The following is a 15,783-nucleotide window of genomic DNA, read 5'->3' on the forward strand; positions in this document are numbered from 1 at the left end:
GGCGTTGGGCAAGATGGTGGCGTCGGACGCGGGTGTCGCATATGAGGGGCTCCGCCCCTGGCGCATCCGCGCCTCCCCCGGGATATTTCCGCCAAGAGGAAGGGGCACGCGCGCCCAAGTCTTGATTTCCCACCGCATTTCGCCACGTTAGAGCGAACGCATCGCCGAGAAGGACCACGCATGGCCCTGCCTGCCCGCCAGCAAGTCACCTATTGGTCCGTCGCCGCCTTGGTGCTGGTCCTGTCGCTGTGGTGGCTGGGAAATGTCATCCTGCCGTTCATCATGGGCGGCGCGATCGCTTATTTCCTCGACCCGCTGGCCGACCGGCTCGAGAAGCTTGGCCTGAGCCGCGCGGCCTCCACCGCGATCATCGGGCTGGTGACGGTGCTGATCTTCGTGATCCTTGCACTGGCCGTGGTGCCGATGCTGGCGCGTCAGCTGGCGCAGCTGGTTGCGCTGGCGCCCGATCTTCTGTCGTCGTTGCAGGCCTTCCTGAACGAGCGGTTCCCCAACCTCCTGCAGAACTCGGTCGTGAACGACACGCTCAACAGCCTCGGCAGCGCAATCAAGGCGCGGGGCGGCGAGCTGGCGGCGACCCTGCTGAGTTCGGCGATGACGCTGGTCAACGTCGTCGTCTTCATCGTCGTGGTGCCGGTCGTGGCCTTCTACATGCTGCTCGACTGGGACCGGATGGTGGCCAAGATCGATGGCTGGCTGCCGCGCGATCACGTCCAGACGATCCGCACCATCGCGCGCGACATCGACCGGGTGCTTTCGGGCTTCGTGCGCGGCCAGGTCACGGTCTGCCTCGTGCTCGGCGGCTTCTACGCGATCGCGCTGATGGCGGCGGGGCTCGATTTCGGGCTGCTGGTGGGGTCGGTCGCCGGCGCGCTGACCTTCATCCCCTATATCGGCGCGATCATCGGCGGAACGCTCGCCATCGGCCTCGCGCTGTTCCAGTTCTGGGGCGAGTGGTTCAATATCGGCATCGTGGCGGGCATCTTCGTGCTCGGCCAGTTTCTCGAAGGCAATTTCGTCACTCCCAAACTCGTGGGCGATTCGGTCGGGCTGCATCCGCTCTGGCTGATCTTCGCGCTGTCCGCTTTCGGCACTTTGTTCGGTTTTGTGGGCATGTTGGTCGCCGTTCCCGTCGCTGCGGTGATCGGAGTGGTTGCGCGCTTCTTCATCGACCAATATCTGCAAGGGGCGCTTTACCGAGGGCAAACGGAGCGCGAGCCAACAGCCCATCCGCCGATCTCCCTGATCAACGAGGAGACCGGGGAAGTGACGGGCGCGACCGAGACGACCGAACACGAGAACTGAGAATGGCCGAGCAGTTGACCTTCCCGCTTCACCTGCGTTCCGCGCAGGGGCGTGAAGACTTCTTCATCTCCCCAGCCAATGCGCTGGCCGTGACGACCCTCGACGCGCCCGAAACATGGCCGCTGGGCCGGATGATCCTGATCGGGCCGGAGGGCGCGGGCAAGACGCATCTCGCGACGATCTGGGCCGACGAACAGGGCGCGGAGATTCTGCCCGCCCGCAATCTCACCGAAGATATGGCCCCCGCGCTGGTCGCCAAGGGCGCCGCCGTGATCGAGCGGGCCGAAACGCTCGGCGCCGACGAGGCGGGGCAACGCGCGCTCTTTCACCTGCACAACCTGATGCAGGCCGAAGGCGGGCGGCTTCTTCTGACCGCGCGCACACCGCCCCGCGACTGGGGGTTGAGCCTGCCCGACCTGATCAGCCGGATGGAAGCGACGGCGACGGTGCGCATCACGCCGCCCGATGACGCGCTGCTGGCGGCCGTTCTGGTGAAGCTTTTCTCCGACCGGCAACTGACCGTGCCGCCAAACCTGATCGGCTGGCTGGTGACGCGGATGGACCGCTCTCTCGCGACCGCGCGCAAACTGGTCGCGGCGCTCGATCGGCAGGCACTCGCACAGCGCCGCGCGATCACGCAAAGACTAGCCGCCGAGGTTCTGGACAGTCTCGATTGAGCCGCGCAAACTGTCATGGAGCCATTACAAAATCCAACGATAAGCGCGCCATGACCCAAGCAGATTTCCTCAAGACCCCCTTCCCCACGCCGATCACGCTGCCCGAGGCGGAGATCAGCGGCCCCGGTCGTTTCTTCAACCGGGAACTGAGCTGGCTGGCGTTCAACTGGCGGGTTCTGGAAGAGGCGCGCAACCCGCGCGTGCCGCTGCTGGAGCGCGTGCGTTTCCTGTCGATCTCGGCCACCAACCTCGACGAATTCTACACCGTGCGCGTCGCGGGCCTGATGGAGCTTGTGCGCGAGAGCAACGTGAACCCCTCCGATGACGGGCTCACCCCCGCCGAGCAGCTGGAGAAGATCAACGCCAACGCGCGGCGGTTGATGGACACGCAGCAGGCGACGTGGTCAGCGCTCAAGCGCGAGATGGATCACGAGGGCATCCATGTCGTCACCCGCTCACGTCTGACCAAGCGTGATCTCGACTTCCTGTCGGATCACTTCCTCAACAACGTCTTCCCGGTGCTCTCGCCGCTGGCGATCGACCCGGCCCACCCTTTCCCTTTCATCCCGAATACCGGCTTCTGCCTCGCGCTGGAACTGGAGCGCGAAAGCGACCAGCGCAGGTTGCAGGCGCTGCTGCCGATCCCGGCCCAGATCGACCGCTTCGTGCGCCTGCCGGGCGAGGCGCGGTTCCTGCCGCTCGAGCAGCTTCTGATGCTGCATCTGAGCTCGCTCTTCCCGGGCTACAAGGATGTGGGCTCGTGCTCGTTCCGGGTGCTGCGAGACAGCGATCTGGAAGTCGAGGACGAGGCCGAAGACCTCGTGCGCGAGTTCGAGACCGCGCTGAAGCGCCGCCGCCGCGGTCAGGTCATCCGCATGTCGGTCTCGCCGGGCGCGCCGGAAGACCTGCAGGCGCTGGTGATGCGCGAGTTGCATGTCGATCCCGAAGAGGTGGTCGAGGAAAAGGGCCTCGTGGGCATCGCCGATGTGAAGGAACTGATCCTCGGCGAGCGCCCCGATCTGCTCTGGCCGCCCTTCATGCCGCGCGTGCCCGAACGCGTGCAGGACCACGAAGGCGACATGTTCGCCGCGATCAAGCAGAAGGACATCCTTCTGCACCATCCCTACGAGACCTTCGATCTGGTGGTGCGCTTCATCGATCAGGCGGCGAACGACCCGAACGTGCTGGCGATCAAGCAGACGCTCTATCGGACGTCGAAAGACAGCCCCGTCGTGTCGTCGCTCTGCGAGGCGGCGGAGAATGGCAAATCCGTGACCGCGCTCGTGGAGTTGAAGGCCCGGTTCGACGAGGCCGCCAATATCCGCCAGTCGCGGCGGCTGGAGCGCGCAGGCGCCCATGTCGTCTACGGGTTCATCAACTACAAGACCCACGCCAAGATCTCGACCGTGGTGCGCCGCGAGGGCGACCATCTCGTGACCTATACGCATTACGGCACCGGCAACTACCACCCGATCACGGCGAAGATTTACACCGATCTGAGCTTCTTTACCTGCGATGCCGCGCTCGGGCGCGATGCGACCAAGGTCTTCAACTACCTCTCGGGCTATGTGCAGCCCGAGGGTCTCGAAAACATCGCGATCTCGCCAATCACGCTGAAGCCGCGCCTGCTGCAGTTGATCGACCGCGAGATCGAACACGCCAAGGCGGGAAAACCCGCCGCGATCTGGGCGAAGATGAATTCGCTGATCGAATCCGACGTGATCGACGCGCTCTACAAGGCCTCGCAGGCGGGGGTAAAAATCTCTCTCGTGATCCGCGGCATCTGCGGCATCCGCCCCGGCATCAAGGGCCTGTCCGAGAATATCCGCGTGAAATCCATCGTCGGGCGGTTCCTCGAACACTCGCGCATCGTGTGCTTCGGTAATGGCCATGCCCTGCCGTCGAACGACGCGCGCGTGTTCTTCTCCTCCGCCGACTGGATGGGGCGCAACCTCAACCGCCGGGTGGAGACGCTGGTCGAGGCCAAGAACCCCACGGTGAAGGCGCAGATCGTCAGCCAGATCATGGCGGCGAACATGGCCGACGAGGCGCAAAGCTGGATTTTGCAGCCCGACGGCAAGTTCATCCGCCACCTGCCCGACGACCGCGAGGACCTGTTCTCCTGCCACCGGTTCTTCATGGAATACCCCTCGCTCTCGGGCCGCGGTTCCGCTGGGGCAAGCGATGTTCCCGAACTTGCCCATAGCTTCGACTAGCCCTAGCTTTGGGGTCGAACGACTCGAACGGACGGGCACATGAGCAAAGACAAAGCGGCGCCGGCACTCGATGACAGCGACGATTGGGACCCGTTCGGCCAACCTCTCTTCGACGATCCGTCCGTGCGCGCGCTCTCGCGCGTCGGCGTCGTCGATATCGGCTCGAACTCGATCCGGATGGTGGTGTTCGACGGCGCGGCGCGCAGCCCGGCCTATTTCTTCAACGAGAAGGTCATGGCGGGTCTCGGTCAAGGTCTCGCAGAGACTGGCCAGCTGAACCCCGAGGGGCGCGAGCGCGGCCTGATCGCGCTCAAACGCTTTGCCGCGCTCGCCGAAGGGATGGAGATCGGCCCGCTCACCTGCGTCGCGACCGCCGCGATGCGCGACGCCGAGGACGGCCCTGAGTTTCACCGCAAGATCGAGAAAGAGACCGGCCTCAAGGTCCATATCGTCGACGGGCTCGAAGAGGCGCGCCTTTCCGCGCAAGGGGTGCTACTTGGCTGGCCCGAGGCCGAAGGCCTTGTCTGCGATATCGGTGGCAACTCGATGGAATTGGCCGAGATTCGCGGCGGCAAGGTCTGGCGCCGTGCCACCTCGCAGCTCGGCCCCTTCCGCCTGCAGCAGATCGCGGGCGGCAAGAAGGCCATCACCGCGCATATTCAGGCGACGATGCAGGAGTTGGCCGAGAAGGTCGGGACCGAGCATGAACGCATCTATCTCGTCGGGGGCTCGTGGCGCGCCATCGCGCGTCTCGACATGGAACGGCGCGACTATCCGCTGCTGGTGATGCACGAATACCGGATGAAGCCCGACGAGCTGGGCGAGACGATCGACTGGATCGGCAAGTCCGACCTCGAGAAGCTGCGCGCCAATACCGGCACCTCCGCCGCGCGGATGGAACTGGTCCCGCTCGCGAGCCAGGTGCTGCGCGAGTTGATCGCGACCTTCCAGCCCAAGGAGATCGACGTCTCCGCCTACGGGATCCGCGAAGGGCTGCTTTACGAGCAGATGCCCGAACGCCTGCGCCGCCGCGATCCGCTGGTGGAGGCCGCGCGCCATACCGAGCGCGTGATGAGCCGGATGCCCGGCTTCGGCAAGAAGCTCCACGCCTTCATCGAGCCGATCTTCGGGCCGCTCCCACCCGAGAAATTCCGCCTCGTGCGCGCGGCCTGCCTGCTGCATGACACGACGTGGCGCACCCATCCCGATTACCGCGCCGAGGCCTGTTTCGAGAACGTCACCCGAGCGAACTATTCGGCCATGTCCCACCCCGAGCGGATCTGGCTCGGCGTGGCGCTCCTGCACCGCTACAAGAACTCGCGCAACGGCTCGCGGCTGGAGCCGTTCCTGCCGCTGCTGACCGAAGAGCAGATCCAGGAGGCGGAAGTTCTGGGCAAGGCGATGCGCTTCGGCGCGATGTTCGCGACCCACAGCCCCGCCGATGCGGGCGAGTTGAAATATTCCGCCAAGAAGGGCGTTTTGGAGCTGAAGCTGACCAAGCGCGGCAAGGCGCTCATGGGCGAGGTCGCCGAGTCGCGCTTCCGCTCGCTCGCGGGCGCGCTGAAGGCCGATCCGATCATCACGGATTAAAGCTCGATCCCGCCCTCCGGGATCTCGATCGGCCCGCCTTTCTCCGGGTCGTCTTTTTGCGGCGCATCCTCCGGTGGCTCGGTCATCAGGGGCGGCGGCGGCGGTGCATCCGGGTCGCGCCGCATGATGATATCGCCATTGGGCAGCCGCTCGGGCGCGCCGTAATTCGCCATATCGTCGACCAGCGCGAGGAACTGGCGCAGCTTCGGCCCCAACTGGGCCGCGGCCTCCCCCAAGCCTTTCTGCATTTCGTCGAGCTGCGGCTTCATCTCTCCCATCAGCCCGCGAAACAGCGTCTGCGCCCCTTCCTGCAACAAGGAGAATCCGCGATCGACATCGCCGCCAGCGTCGCCCCCCTCATCCTGCGCGGAGACGGGCGTGGCCAGAAGGGCGAACGAGAGAACGATGACGAGCGGCTGTTTCATGGCTCCGATCCTACGCGTAAGCGGGACGAAAATCACGCCCCTCGCTCAATCGATATCGACCGAGACGGGAAAATGATCGGAGGCCTGCAACAGCGCCTCGCGCAGCTCGGGCACGCGGTAGATATGCGGATCGTCGAACGGGTGCCAGATTCTCCACGCCGTCGCCCGCGCCGCCAGATCGGGTGAGAGCATCACGTAATCCAGCATGGCCGAGAAATACTGCTTCTGATCCACAAGATAGAACCGCGCGGAACTGGGCGCGGCGGCCGTATGATGGGCTTTCGACAGCCGCGCATGCGGGTCGCGCAGGCGCACCGCGTCGGGCCCACCCTCGCCCGCGACGATCTCGACGCCCGAGCGCCCGAACAGCTTCTCGTACTCGTCGAGCCCCGGACCGTCGTTGAAATCGCCGAGCACGATCAGGCTGTCGCCCGCCGCCAGATGCTCCTCCACGCGGCCCCGGATCCAGATCGACTGTGCCAGCTGCTTGCGCCGGTTCTCGATCGCCATGCGGGTCGCTGTCTCCAGGCTCGTCGCGCCATGCGGAGCTTTCGACTTCACATGCACGCCGATCATCCGCATCACCTCCCCGGACCGCGTCCCCAGAACGACTTCCAGGGGCGGCTTGGAAAAGGTGACCGTATCCATCCGCGCATCGATATCGAGGTCGATCCGGAGACTGCCGTCGAAACGCGGCCACGCCTCCGAGCTTTGCGGATCATGCCGCGCCGTCACGACATCGGGGTCGTAGAGCAACGCCAGTTCCTGCTGCGTGTCGTTGGAAAAGCCAAGAAGCGCGCGCCGCTGACGCAGCCCGAAGCGCTCCGCAAAGGCTTCGAGCATATCGACCGTCTTGTGGCGGTGGTTGTCGTCGGGCGCCTCGACCACCAGAAGCACATCGGCCTCCAGCGCGCTCATCACTATCGCGATCGCCCCGGTCTGCTGGCTGCGCGTCACATTGTAGCGCGCCGACCACTGATCATCGTCGAGAAGCGCCCCGTTGCGATCGAAAAGGCTGTTGAACCACTCGATATTCCAAGTGGCGATCCGCATCAGGCGTCCGCATGGCTGGCGCGGATTTCCTCCCAGGCCTTGTTGAGCGCGATCACCCGCGCCTGCGACAGCTGCACCGCCTCTTCCGGCAGGCCGCGCGCAATCGCCCGGTCGGGATGGGCCTCGCGCACCTTGTTGCGCCAGACCTTGCGCACTTCGGGCAGCGGCGTGCCCGGTTCGACCTCGAGCACCGACCACGGATCGGGATCGGCATCCTCCACGAAGGCGGAACGCATCGCACGGAAACAGCATTCCTCCAGCCCGAAGATCCGCGCGACTTCCAGCAGGAAGGCATCCTCGCCCTCGTGGTAATCGCCATCGGCCAGCGCGATGAAGAACAGCCCTTCGAGCACGTCTTTCAGAACGTCCGCGCCGGGACCAAACATGTTGGCGATCTTGCGGGCATAGGCGTCGAAACCCGCCACATCGGTGCGCGCCATGTTGAAGACGCGCGCAGCATTGGCTTCCTCTTCCGGCGGGATCTGGAAGATGCGCCGGAACGCCGCGACCTCGTCGCGCGTCACCTGCCCATCCGCCTTTGCCATCTTCGCACCGAGTGCGATCACCGCGATGGTGAAGGCGACAGAACGCTCCGGCGGCTGGCGCAGATTGTCGAAAACGGTCGACAACGCCTCGCCCCGCCCGAGAGCGGAGAGTGCTTGCGCGATGCGCGACCAGAGAGAAATGGGCCTGTCCATGGTTCAAGTTTAGCCGCGCTGCGGCGGAAATGCACCCGCGCAAATCCGGCCTGTGATTAAATCGTTGTAATATTTTGAATGAACGGCGGCGCGCAGAGTTCCCCCGCGCGCCGCTTAAGACCGATCAAGGTCGAAGTTCGGGCTTGACCAAATATCCCGGGGGGCGCGTCAGCGCGGGGGCCGAGCCCCCTCGCCCTCAGGCCCGCGCCTGCCGCACGATGTCGAGAATTTCGCGCGCGGCCAACGGGATATTGGTGCCCGGCCCGAAGATCGCCTTCACGCCCGCCTTCTTGAGAAAGTCGTAATCCTGCTGCGGGATCACGCCGCCGCAGATCACGATGATATCCTCGGCGCCCTTCTCTTTCAGCGCCGCGATCAGCTTCGGCGCGAGGGTCTTGTGACCCGCCGCCTGCGACGAAATCCCGACCACGTGGACATCGTTGTCGATCGCATCCTGCGCGGCTTCTTCCGGCGTCTGGAACAGTGGGCCCACATCGACGTCGAAGCCGATATCGGCAAAGGCCGTCGCGATCACCTTGGCGCCGCGGTCGTGGCCGTCCTGACCCATCTTCACCACCAGCATCCGCGGGCGGCGGCCCTCTTCCTCGGCGAAGGCCTCAACGTCCTTCTGGATCTGCGCGAAGCCCTCGTCGCCGTCATAGGCCGCGCCATAGACACCTGCGAGCGTCTTCACCTCGGCGCGGTGACGTCCGAACACCTTTTCCATCGCCATTGAAATCTCTCCCACAGAGGCCCGGGCGCGTGCAGCTTCCACCGCCGCTTCGAGCAGGTTGCCACCTTCAGAGGCGCGGCGCGTCAGCTCGGCCAGCGCCGCCTCGCAGGCTGCCTCGTCGCGGCTTGCGCGCATCTTCTCGAGCCGCGCGATCTGGTTGTCGCGCACTTTCGCGTTGTCGATGTCGAGGATATCCAGCTCATCCTCGGTCTCGCGGCGATACTTGTTCACACCGACCACGACATCCTCGCCCCGGTCGATCAGCGCCTGACGCCGGGCGGCCGTTTCCTCGATGCGCAGCTTGGGCATGCCCGAGGCCACGGCCTTCGTCATGCCGCCCATCTCCTCGACTTCCTCGATCAGCTCCCAAGCCTTCTCGGCCAGTTCCGCCGTGAGGCTCTCGACGTAGTAGGAGCCCGCCAGCGGATCGACCACATTGGTGATCCCCGTTTCTTCCTGCAGGATCAGCTGCGTGTTGCGCGCGATCCGGGCCGAGAACTCGGTGGGCAGCGCAATCGCCTCGTCGAGCGCGTTGGTGTGCAGCGACTGCGTGCCGCCCAGCGCTGCCGACATCGCCTCGTACGCCGTGCGGATCACGTTGTTATAGGGATCCTGCTCGGCCAGCGAGACGCCCGAAGTCTGGCAGTGCGTGCGCAGCATCGAGCTTTGCGGCTTCTTCGGCTCGAACTCTTCCATGATCCGGCTCCACAGCAGGCGCGCCGCGCGCAGCTTGGCGGCCTCCATGAAGAAGTTCATCCCGATCGCGAAGAAGAAGCTCAGACGGCCTGCGAACTTGTCGACATCCATCCCCGCCTTGATCGCCGTGCGCACGTATTCGCGCCCGTCGGCCAGCGTGTAGGCCAGCTCCTGCACGAGGTTCGCGCCGGCCTCCTGCATGTGGTAGCCCGAGATCGAGATCGAGTTGAACCGCGGCATCTCGTTCGAGGTGTATTCGATGATATCCGCGATGATCCGCATCGAGGGCTCGGGCGGATAGATGTAGGTGTTGCGGACCATGAACTCCTTGAGGATGTCGTTCTGGATCGTGCCCGACAGAACGCTGCGGTCATGGCCCTGCTCTTCGCCGGTGACGATGAAGTTGGCGAGGATCGGGATCACCGCGCCGTTCATCGTCATCGAGACCGAAATCTGATCGAGCGGGATGCCGTCGAACAGGATCTTCATGTCCTCGACGCTGTCGATCGCGACACCCGCCTTGCCGACATCGCCCTCGACGCGCGGGTGATCGCTGTCATAGCCACGGTGGGTCGCCAGGTCGAAGGCCACCGACACGCCTTGCTGCCCGGCAGCGAGCGCCTTGCGATAGAAGGCGTTCGACTCCTCGGCGGTCGAGAAGCCCGCATATTGCCGGATCGTCCACGGACGGCCCGCATACATCGTCGCACGAGGCCCGCGCGTGAAGGGCGACAGGCCCGGCATGGTGCCCAGATGGTCGAGCCCCTCCACGTCCTCTTCGGTGTAAAGCGGCTTGACCGCGATCCCTTCGAGCGTGTTCCAGGTCAGGTCCTCGAACGGCCTGCCACGCAGTTCCTTCTCGGCGAGCTTGCGCCAGTCCTCTTTCTTGTCCGTCATGGCCAAATCCTTCTTCCACTGTCGCCGCGGCGGGTGTCTTCCCCGCATCTTCGGCCGTCATTTCCACGAAATTCAGTCCCGGCGGCGCGTGGCGCAGCCCGGTCGATGTCCCAGATCGCGGGTGTCCATCCGCGCACGGCACCCTATCGAAAGGCATCCGGCGCGCCTCGCCCGCCTCCGGTGCGTCGGCGTTTCGCATATCCGCTTCCCACGACAGCAGGCCCAAGCGGCACCCCGCCGCACGCCCCGCCCCCCGGCGCCAGTCGGCACCGCTGTTCCTAGCGGCGCGCTTAAAGGCCGCATTTCGCGAAAATTCGTAGCGCGCGCCATGGTGCGAGAGGTCCGCCGCGCATATATCTGGAACGAGAGAGGAGCCCATGACCCGTCTATTATCCCTTGGACTCGCTGCATTTCTTGCGCTGACGCCCTTCGCGGTCGCAGCCCAGGACAGCACCGTCAATCTTGCCGTGGCAGAGCCCGAAGTCACGCCCCCCTTCGCACCGGTCGATGGGGCAGATGCGGATCTGGATGCGCTCGTCTGGCAGAAGCGGCCCATCGTGGTCTTCGCCGACAGCCCCCTCGACCCGGCCTTCAAGGAACAGATCCGGTACCTCGAAGAGCATTGGTCGGAACTGGCCCAACGCGACGTCGTCGTCATCACCGACACCACGCCCGATCCGGCGAGCGACGTGCGGCGCAAGCTGCGCCCGCGCGGGTTCTCCCTCGTCATCATCGCCAAGGACGGCACGGTGAACCTGCGCAAGCCCGCCCCGTGGGATGCGCGCGAGATCATCCGCTCGATCGACAAGATGCCGATCCGGCGCGACGAGATCCGCGAAGAGCGCGGTTTCTGACCACATCCCCGCACACCACCGCGCGCCAATAGATCGTGCCCCGCCGTGGCGGGGTGAGCCGGTCGCCCGGCCTCCCTATGCCACGGCGCGGGCGTCACTTATTCGAACTCCATGATGATGTCGTCGACGGCAAGGCTCGCGCCCGCCTCGGCGTTGATCTTCTTCACGGTGCCCTTCTTCTCGGCGCGCAGGATGTTCTCCATCTTCATCGCCTCGACGGTGGCCAGCGGCTGCCCCTCCTGCACTTCCGCGCCTTCCTCGACCGAGATCTTCACGACGAGACCCGGCATCGGGCAGAGCAGGAATTTCGACGTATCCGGCGGCAGTTTCACCGGCATCAGCTGCGCAAGCTCGAACTGGCGCGGCGTGCGGACATGGACCTTCAGATCGGCGCCTCGCACCCGGATGCGGAAGCCCATCGGGATCTTGCCGACCTTCAGGACCAGGGGCGCACCGTTCACGCTCAGCTCGGCCAGCGGGTCGCCCGGCGTCCAGTCACTCTCGACGCGCATCTCTTCGCCATCCTCGAAGACGATGGTGGAGCCGTTGCGATCCGCATTCACCTTCAGCTTGAAATCCTCATCCTGCAGCGAGACCGCCCAATCCACGCCGACCTTGCGCTCGTGGTTGCCGAGCGTGCCGGAGATCTTCGTGCGCCGAATCTCGGCCACGCGCTCCATCGCCGCCGTGGCCGCCGCGACCTTGCGCAGCATCCCCTCGTCGAGCGTGACGCCCGCGAACCCCTCGGGATATTCCTCTTCGATGAAGGCGGTGGTGATGTTGCCGGAGGTGAAGCGCTCGTGATCCATCACCGCGGCGCAGAACGGAAGGTTGTGACCGATGCCTTCCACCTCGAACTTGTCGAGCGCGAGGCGCATCTCTTCGATGGCCGCGTCGCGGGTCTCGCCCCAGGTGCAGAGCTTGGCAATCATCGGGTCGTAGAACATCGAAATCTCGCCGCCTTCGAAGACGCCGGTATCGTTGCGCACGATGCCGCCCGACGCGGTCTTGCCTTCCACCGGCGGACGGTAGCGGGTCAGACGCCCGATCGAGGGCAGGAAGTTGCGGTAAGGATCTTCGGCATAGAGGCGGCTCTCGATCGCCCAGCCGTTGATGCCGATATCTTCCTGCTTCATCGGAAGCTTCTCACCGTCGGCCACGCGGATCATCTGCTCGACGAGGTCGATGCCGGTGATCAGTTCGGTGACCGGGTGTTCCACCTGAAGACGGGTGTTCATCTCGAGGAAGTAGAAGTTCTTCTCGCCATCGACGATGAATTCCACCGTGCCCGCGCTGCAGTAATCCACCGCTTTCGACAGGGCGACGGCCTGCTCGCCCATCGCCTTGCGGGTCTCGGGGTCGAGGAAAGGCGACGGCGCCTCTTCGATGACTTTCTGGTTGCGGCGCTGGATCGAGCATTCACGCTCGTTCAGATAAACGCAGTTGCCGTGCTTGTCGGCGAGCACCTGAATCTCGATGTGGCGCGGCTGGGTGACGAATTTCTCGATGAAGATGCGGTCGTCGCCGAAGCTGTTCGCGGCCTCGTTCTTCGACGACTGGAAGCCCTCGCGGGCTTCTTCGGCGTTCCACGCGATGCGCATGCCTTTACCGCCGCCGCCAGCGGAGGCCTTGATCATCACCGGATAGCCGATCTCGTCGGAGATCTTCACCGCTTCATCGGCATCCGCGATCAGCCCCATGTAACCGGGCACGGTCGACACGCCGGCCTCTTTCGCGAGCTTCTTCGAGGTGATCTTGTCGCCCATCGCCTCGATCGCGCCCGAGGGCGGGCCGATGAAGGCGACGCCCTCTTTTTCCAGCGCCTCGGCGAATTTCTTGTTCTCCGACAGGAAGCCGTAGCCCGGGTGAACCGCTTCGGCGCCGGTCTGGCGGATCGCATCCATGATCTTGTCGATCACGATATAGGATTGGTTCGCGGGCGGCGGACCGATATGCACCGCCTCGTCGGCCATCTGGACATGCAGCGCCTGCGCATCGGCATCGGAATAGACGGCGACCGTCTTGATCCCCATCTTCTGCGCCGACTTGATGACGCGGCAGGCGATCTCGCCGCGGTTGGCGATCAGGATTTTCTTGAACATGTCAGGCCCTTCCCTTCCGGTGCGGGAGGGGCATCCCCCCGCCCCGCGTGTCGTGTTCATGATGTGAGACAAAAGAAAAACCGCCACCGGGGCGAGCAGCCCCGATGGCGGTCGGATAGCGATCGGGCGCGGTCAGAGCCGCGCGGATGTGCTTAGTAGGAGCGCTGGCAGACGCCGGCGTCGTCGCAATAGGTGCCCGCGAGCGCGCCGAGAGCCGCACCGGTGAGCGCGTTGTTGTCGGTCGCGTCTGCGATGATTGCGCCGCCGGCCGCACCGGCGAGGGCGCGCTGACCGTCGGTTTGCATGCAGCCTGCGAGGGCGAGACCGGCAAGGAGAAGAAGGATCGGGGTTTTGCGCATGGGAAACTGCCTCCAATAGCGGTTATGATTGGACGCGAGTTTATCGCGGCCCCGTGAAAAGCCAACGGCGAAAACGCGAGGTCCGACCCCATCGGCGAGCTATCGCCACTGCCCTTCACATCTCTGCAGGCAGCCCCTTGACCTTCCGAAGAAAAAAACTGCGGCCCGACCATAAGATCAGGCCGCAGGAATAGGGAAGGGGTAGGGATATTACACAAGCCGCGGGTGTTGGGGACAGTACGGCTTGCCCCCTCAATGTGACTGCGCATATCGCGGATTGCAAAGGCGAAATCCCTGCAATTCCGAGATTCGGCGGCATGCCGCCATTTCGCGCAGGACATCAGCGAAATCATGCCCAATCCTCATCCTCGTCATCGTCGAAGGTGAAGGCGTCGGGATCGGCGAAGACCTCCGGGAAGGAGGCTTCCGCGCGTTTCACGTCGATCTTGAGAAGCGCCTCGTAGCTTTCGGGGTCGAACGGGTCCTCGGCAGGCACGACTTCGCGCCCGAAGAGCCAGCTCAACCGGCCCGCATCGAGATTGCCGCGCTCGAACGGCTCCTCGCCGAAATGCGCCCAGAGCGCGGCCATGAAGCCCGCATCGGCCTTGCGATCGGCATGACCGCGATCGGCGTAGCGTTCACGCCGAATGATCTTCGTCGCGCCCTTCTTGTTGGCCCGGCGAATGGTGAATTGATAATCCGTCGAGGGTAGCCGCGACGGGAAACCGCGATGCTTCAGCATGACGCGCCCTCCGCTTTGAAGTTGCTGGGACGGCGCGCGCTGAGTTTCTGCGTTACGCCTTCATTATTGACCCGTTGGGGTCTGGTTCCCGCCGGTCGGGTCCCTGCTAGGCGTCGGCTGGCGCTCGCTCGAGCCACCGCGCTGCTCGGGGACGCATTGCGCCGGTCGCTGCGTTGTCGCTGCCACCGCCGTCTCGAACGGTCCGCATTGCAGCGGACAGTCGGGCACGGAAGCCGGGTATTGCGAGTCGACGAGCCGTCCGGTCGGTCGGCAACTGCTGCCGCTTGCGACGGGACCGCCATATTTGCCGGTATAGACCGGTTCCACGGTGACAGGCGCAGGCTCCGGCTTGGGCGCACAGCCCACAAGCAGAGCCGCACAGGCGACGGCGCCCAGAGAAATTCGGACCATTTCACTCTCCCCCATTCTGTTATCGAATGGCTAAGAGCGTACTCCCGAAGGGAAATTTCCGCTAGGTAACCGTATGGCGTATTGCAAAACGCCGCCCTCTCGGCAGGGATCGTGGGGGCAAGGCGGTGGCTGCCGCCCTGCCCCGCACGCAGATCACTTGTACTTGCCGGTATAGGTCGGCTCGGTGGTGACGGCCACCGGCATCGGCTCGGGCTTGGGCGCGCAGGCTGCGACGAAGGCCACGAGGCCAAGCGCGATGAGAGCTTTCGACATGTCGTTCTCCTGTCCAGGGGGGCGCGCGCCCCGATCTGGGCGAGGTTCGGCACGACCCGTTTCAACGCGGGGACCGAAATCGCTTTCCCCAAGGGCAGGTTAGCCCGCAAATCCCGCTCACGAAAGCGCGATCTTGCCGTGATCGTCCGCACAAACGCGCGCTCCGGCATCCTGCCTTCCAAGCTGTGATCTGCGGGTCTGGCCACGGCCATCAGAAAAACTCCCAAACGCATTTTCCATGCTCGACGGAAAAGCTGTCGAAATATTGCACCACCTCTGGGGCGGCTTCGCCGAACGGCACGATCTGGTCCGACAGGCTCACCATCACCTGTGCGGGCTCCGGACCGGGCTGCGGCAGGCGCGGCACCACCCACCCGTTGCACAGCGCCTCGATATCCTTCAGCGCGATATCGGAGGAGATCGGGCTCGGCCCTCCGATCTGCGGCGCGAGGAAGCGGAAACGATAGGTCAGCCCGTCCGGTCCGGCCTCGTTGTGGATTACGTCGACCCACCAGACCTTCTGCCCGGACGGTACCGGGATCGCATCGCCCTTCGTCCCCTCCGGCCCGTCGCCGGGCCCCAGATCCTCCCCCAGGTTGCCCGGATGCATGACCGCACCGTAATCGGGCACTGGCGTCACCTCCCGGAGCTCCTGGGCGGGCGCCGGAGACGCCAGCGCCAGCCCGGCGAGAGCGCCGGGCAAGAGCGTCGCGATCCTCGACCTGCCCGTCATG

At 64.8% G+C, this 15,783-nt stretch carries 14 protein-coding genes; 5 read left to right on the forward strand and 9 right to left on the reverse strand.

Going from position 1 to position 15,783, the window contains the following annotated elements; genetic code table 11:
• Positions 1–180 precede the first annotated feature (180 nt).
• Genes BMG03_RS13455 through BMG03_RS13470 form a run of 4 tightly spaced genes read left to right on the forward strand, consistent with a single transcriptional unit; the run spans position 181 to position 5,806 of the window.
• Positions 181–1,323 carry an AI-2E family transporter gene (locus tag BMG03_RS13455; RefSeq protein WP_077701263.1) on the forward strand — a complete coding sequence of 381 codons (1,143 nt, stop codon included), beginning with the start codon at positions 181–183 and terminating at the stop codon, positions 1,321–1,323.
• Positions 1,324–1,325: 2 nt separating this feature from the next.
• Positions 1,326–2,000 carry a P-loop NTPase family protein gene (locus BMG03_RS13460; protein WP_075775522.1) on the forward strand — a complete coding sequence of 225 codons (675 nt, stop codon included), beginning with the start codon at positions 1,326–1,328 and terminating at the stop codon, positions 1,998–2,000.
• Between the two features lie 50 nt (positions 2,001–2,050).
• Positions 2,051–4,216 carry an RNA degradosome polyphosphate kinase gene (locus BMG03_RS13465; RefSeq protein WP_075775523.1) on the forward strand — a complete coding sequence of 722 codons (2,166 nt, stop codon included), beginning with the start codon at positions 2,051–2,053 and terminating at the stop codon, positions 4,214–4,216.
• Between the two features lie 39 nt (positions 4,217–4,255).
• Complete coding sequence (locus BMG03_RS13470; protein ID WP_075775524.1) at positions 4,256–5,806, forward strand: Ppx/GppA family phosphatase; 1,551 nt, start codon at positions 4,256–4,258, stop codon at positions 5,804–5,806.
• Here the strand turns inward: BMG03_RS13470 and BMG03_RS13475 are convergent.
• From BMG03_RS13475 to scpA, 4 genes are all read right to left on the reverse strand, one after another.
• Positions 5,803–6,231, reverse strand: a complete 429-nt coding sequence (locus BMG03_RS13475) for a hypothetical protein (RefSeq protein WP_075775525.1) — start codon at positions 6,229–6,231, stop codon at positions 5,803–5,805. The two genes, BMG03_RS13470 and BMG03_RS13475, sit on opposite strands and share 4 nt — an antisense overlap.
• 45 nt (positions 6,232–6,276) lie before the next feature.
• Positions 6,277–7,284 carry an endonuclease/exonuclease/phosphatase family protein gene (locus tag BMG03_RS13480; protein WP_075775526.1) on the reverse strand — a complete coding sequence of 336 codons (1,008 nt, stop codon included), beginning with the start codon at positions 7,282–7,284 and terminating at the stop codon, positions 6,277–6,279.
• Positions 7,284–7,970 carry a tellurite resistance TerB family protein gene (locus BMG03_RS13485; protein ID WP_075775730.1) on the reverse strand — a complete coding sequence of 229 codons (687 nt, stop codon included), beginning with the start codon at positions 7,968–7,970 and terminating at the stop codon, positions 7,284–7,286. Before BMG03_RS13485 ends, BMG03_RS13480 begins: the two co-directional genes overlap by 1 nt.
• A gap of 208 nt (positions 7,971–8,178) precedes the next feature.
• On the reverse strand, positions 8,179–10,308 hold the full coding sequence (gene scpA / locus BMG03_RS13490) for a methylmalonyl-CoA mutase (RefSeq protein WP_075775527.1): 2,130 nt from the start codon (positions 10,306–10,308) through the stop codon (positions 8,179–8,181).
• A 377-nt stretch (positions 10,309–10,685) separates the two neighbouring features.
• Between scpA and BMG03_RS13495 the strand changes: the two genes are divergently transcribed.
• On the forward strand, positions 10,686–11,162 hold the full coding sequence (locus BMG03_RS13495; RefSeq protein WP_075775528.1) for a DUF4174 domain-containing protein: 477 nt from the start codon (positions 10,686–10,688) through the stop codon (positions 11,160–11,162).
• A gap of 98 nt (positions 11,163–11,260) precedes the next feature.
• Here BMG03_RS13495 and BMG03_RS13500 read toward each other — a convergent pair whose 3' ends face one another.
• The 5 genes from BMG03_RS13500 to BMG03_RS13515 all read right to left on the reverse strand — a co-directional run bounded on the left by BMG03_RS13500 (position 11,261) and on the right by BMG03_RS13515 (position 15,782).
• Positions 11,261–13,264: an acetyl-CoA carboxylase biotin carboxylase subunit gene (locus tag BMG03_RS13500; RefSeq protein WP_075775529.1), complete on the reverse strand. Its 2,004-nt coding sequence runs from the start codon at positions 13,262–13,264 to the stop codon at positions 11,261–11,263.
• Between the two features lie 152 nt (positions 13,265–13,416).
• Positions 13,417–13,623 (reverse strand): hypothetical protein, encoded by a 207-nt coding sequence (locus tag BMG03_RS13505; RefSeq protein WP_075775530.1) that lies wholly within the window; start codon positions 13,621–13,623, stop codon positions 13,417–13,419.
• Positions 13,624–13,972: 349 nt separating this feature from the next.
• On the reverse strand, positions 13,973–14,365 hold the full coding sequence (locus tag BMG03_RS13510; protein ID WP_075775531.1) for a hypothetical protein: 393 nt from the start codon (positions 14,363–14,365) through the stop codon (positions 13,973–13,975).
• A 63-nt stretch (positions 14,366–14,428) separates the two neighbouring features.
• A complete protein-coding gene (locus tag BMG03_RS20785; protein ID WP_141104929.1) occupies positions 14,429–14,776 on the reverse strand; it encodes a hypothetical protein in 348 nt (115 codons plus the stop codon).
• 484 nt (positions 14,777–15,260) lie between these two features.
• A complete protein-coding gene (locus BMG03_RS13515; protein WP_240497874.1) occupies positions 15,261–15,782 on the reverse strand; it encodes a DUF6497 family protein in 522 nt (173 codons plus the stop codon).
• Position 15,783: the final 1 nt, after the last annotated feature.

The sequence above is a fragment of the Thioclava nitratireducens genome (genome assembly GCF_001940525.2).
Taxonomy (GTDB): Bacteria; Pseudomonadota; Alphaproteobacteria; order Rhodobacterales; family Rhodobacteraceae; genus Thioclava; species Thioclava nitratireducens.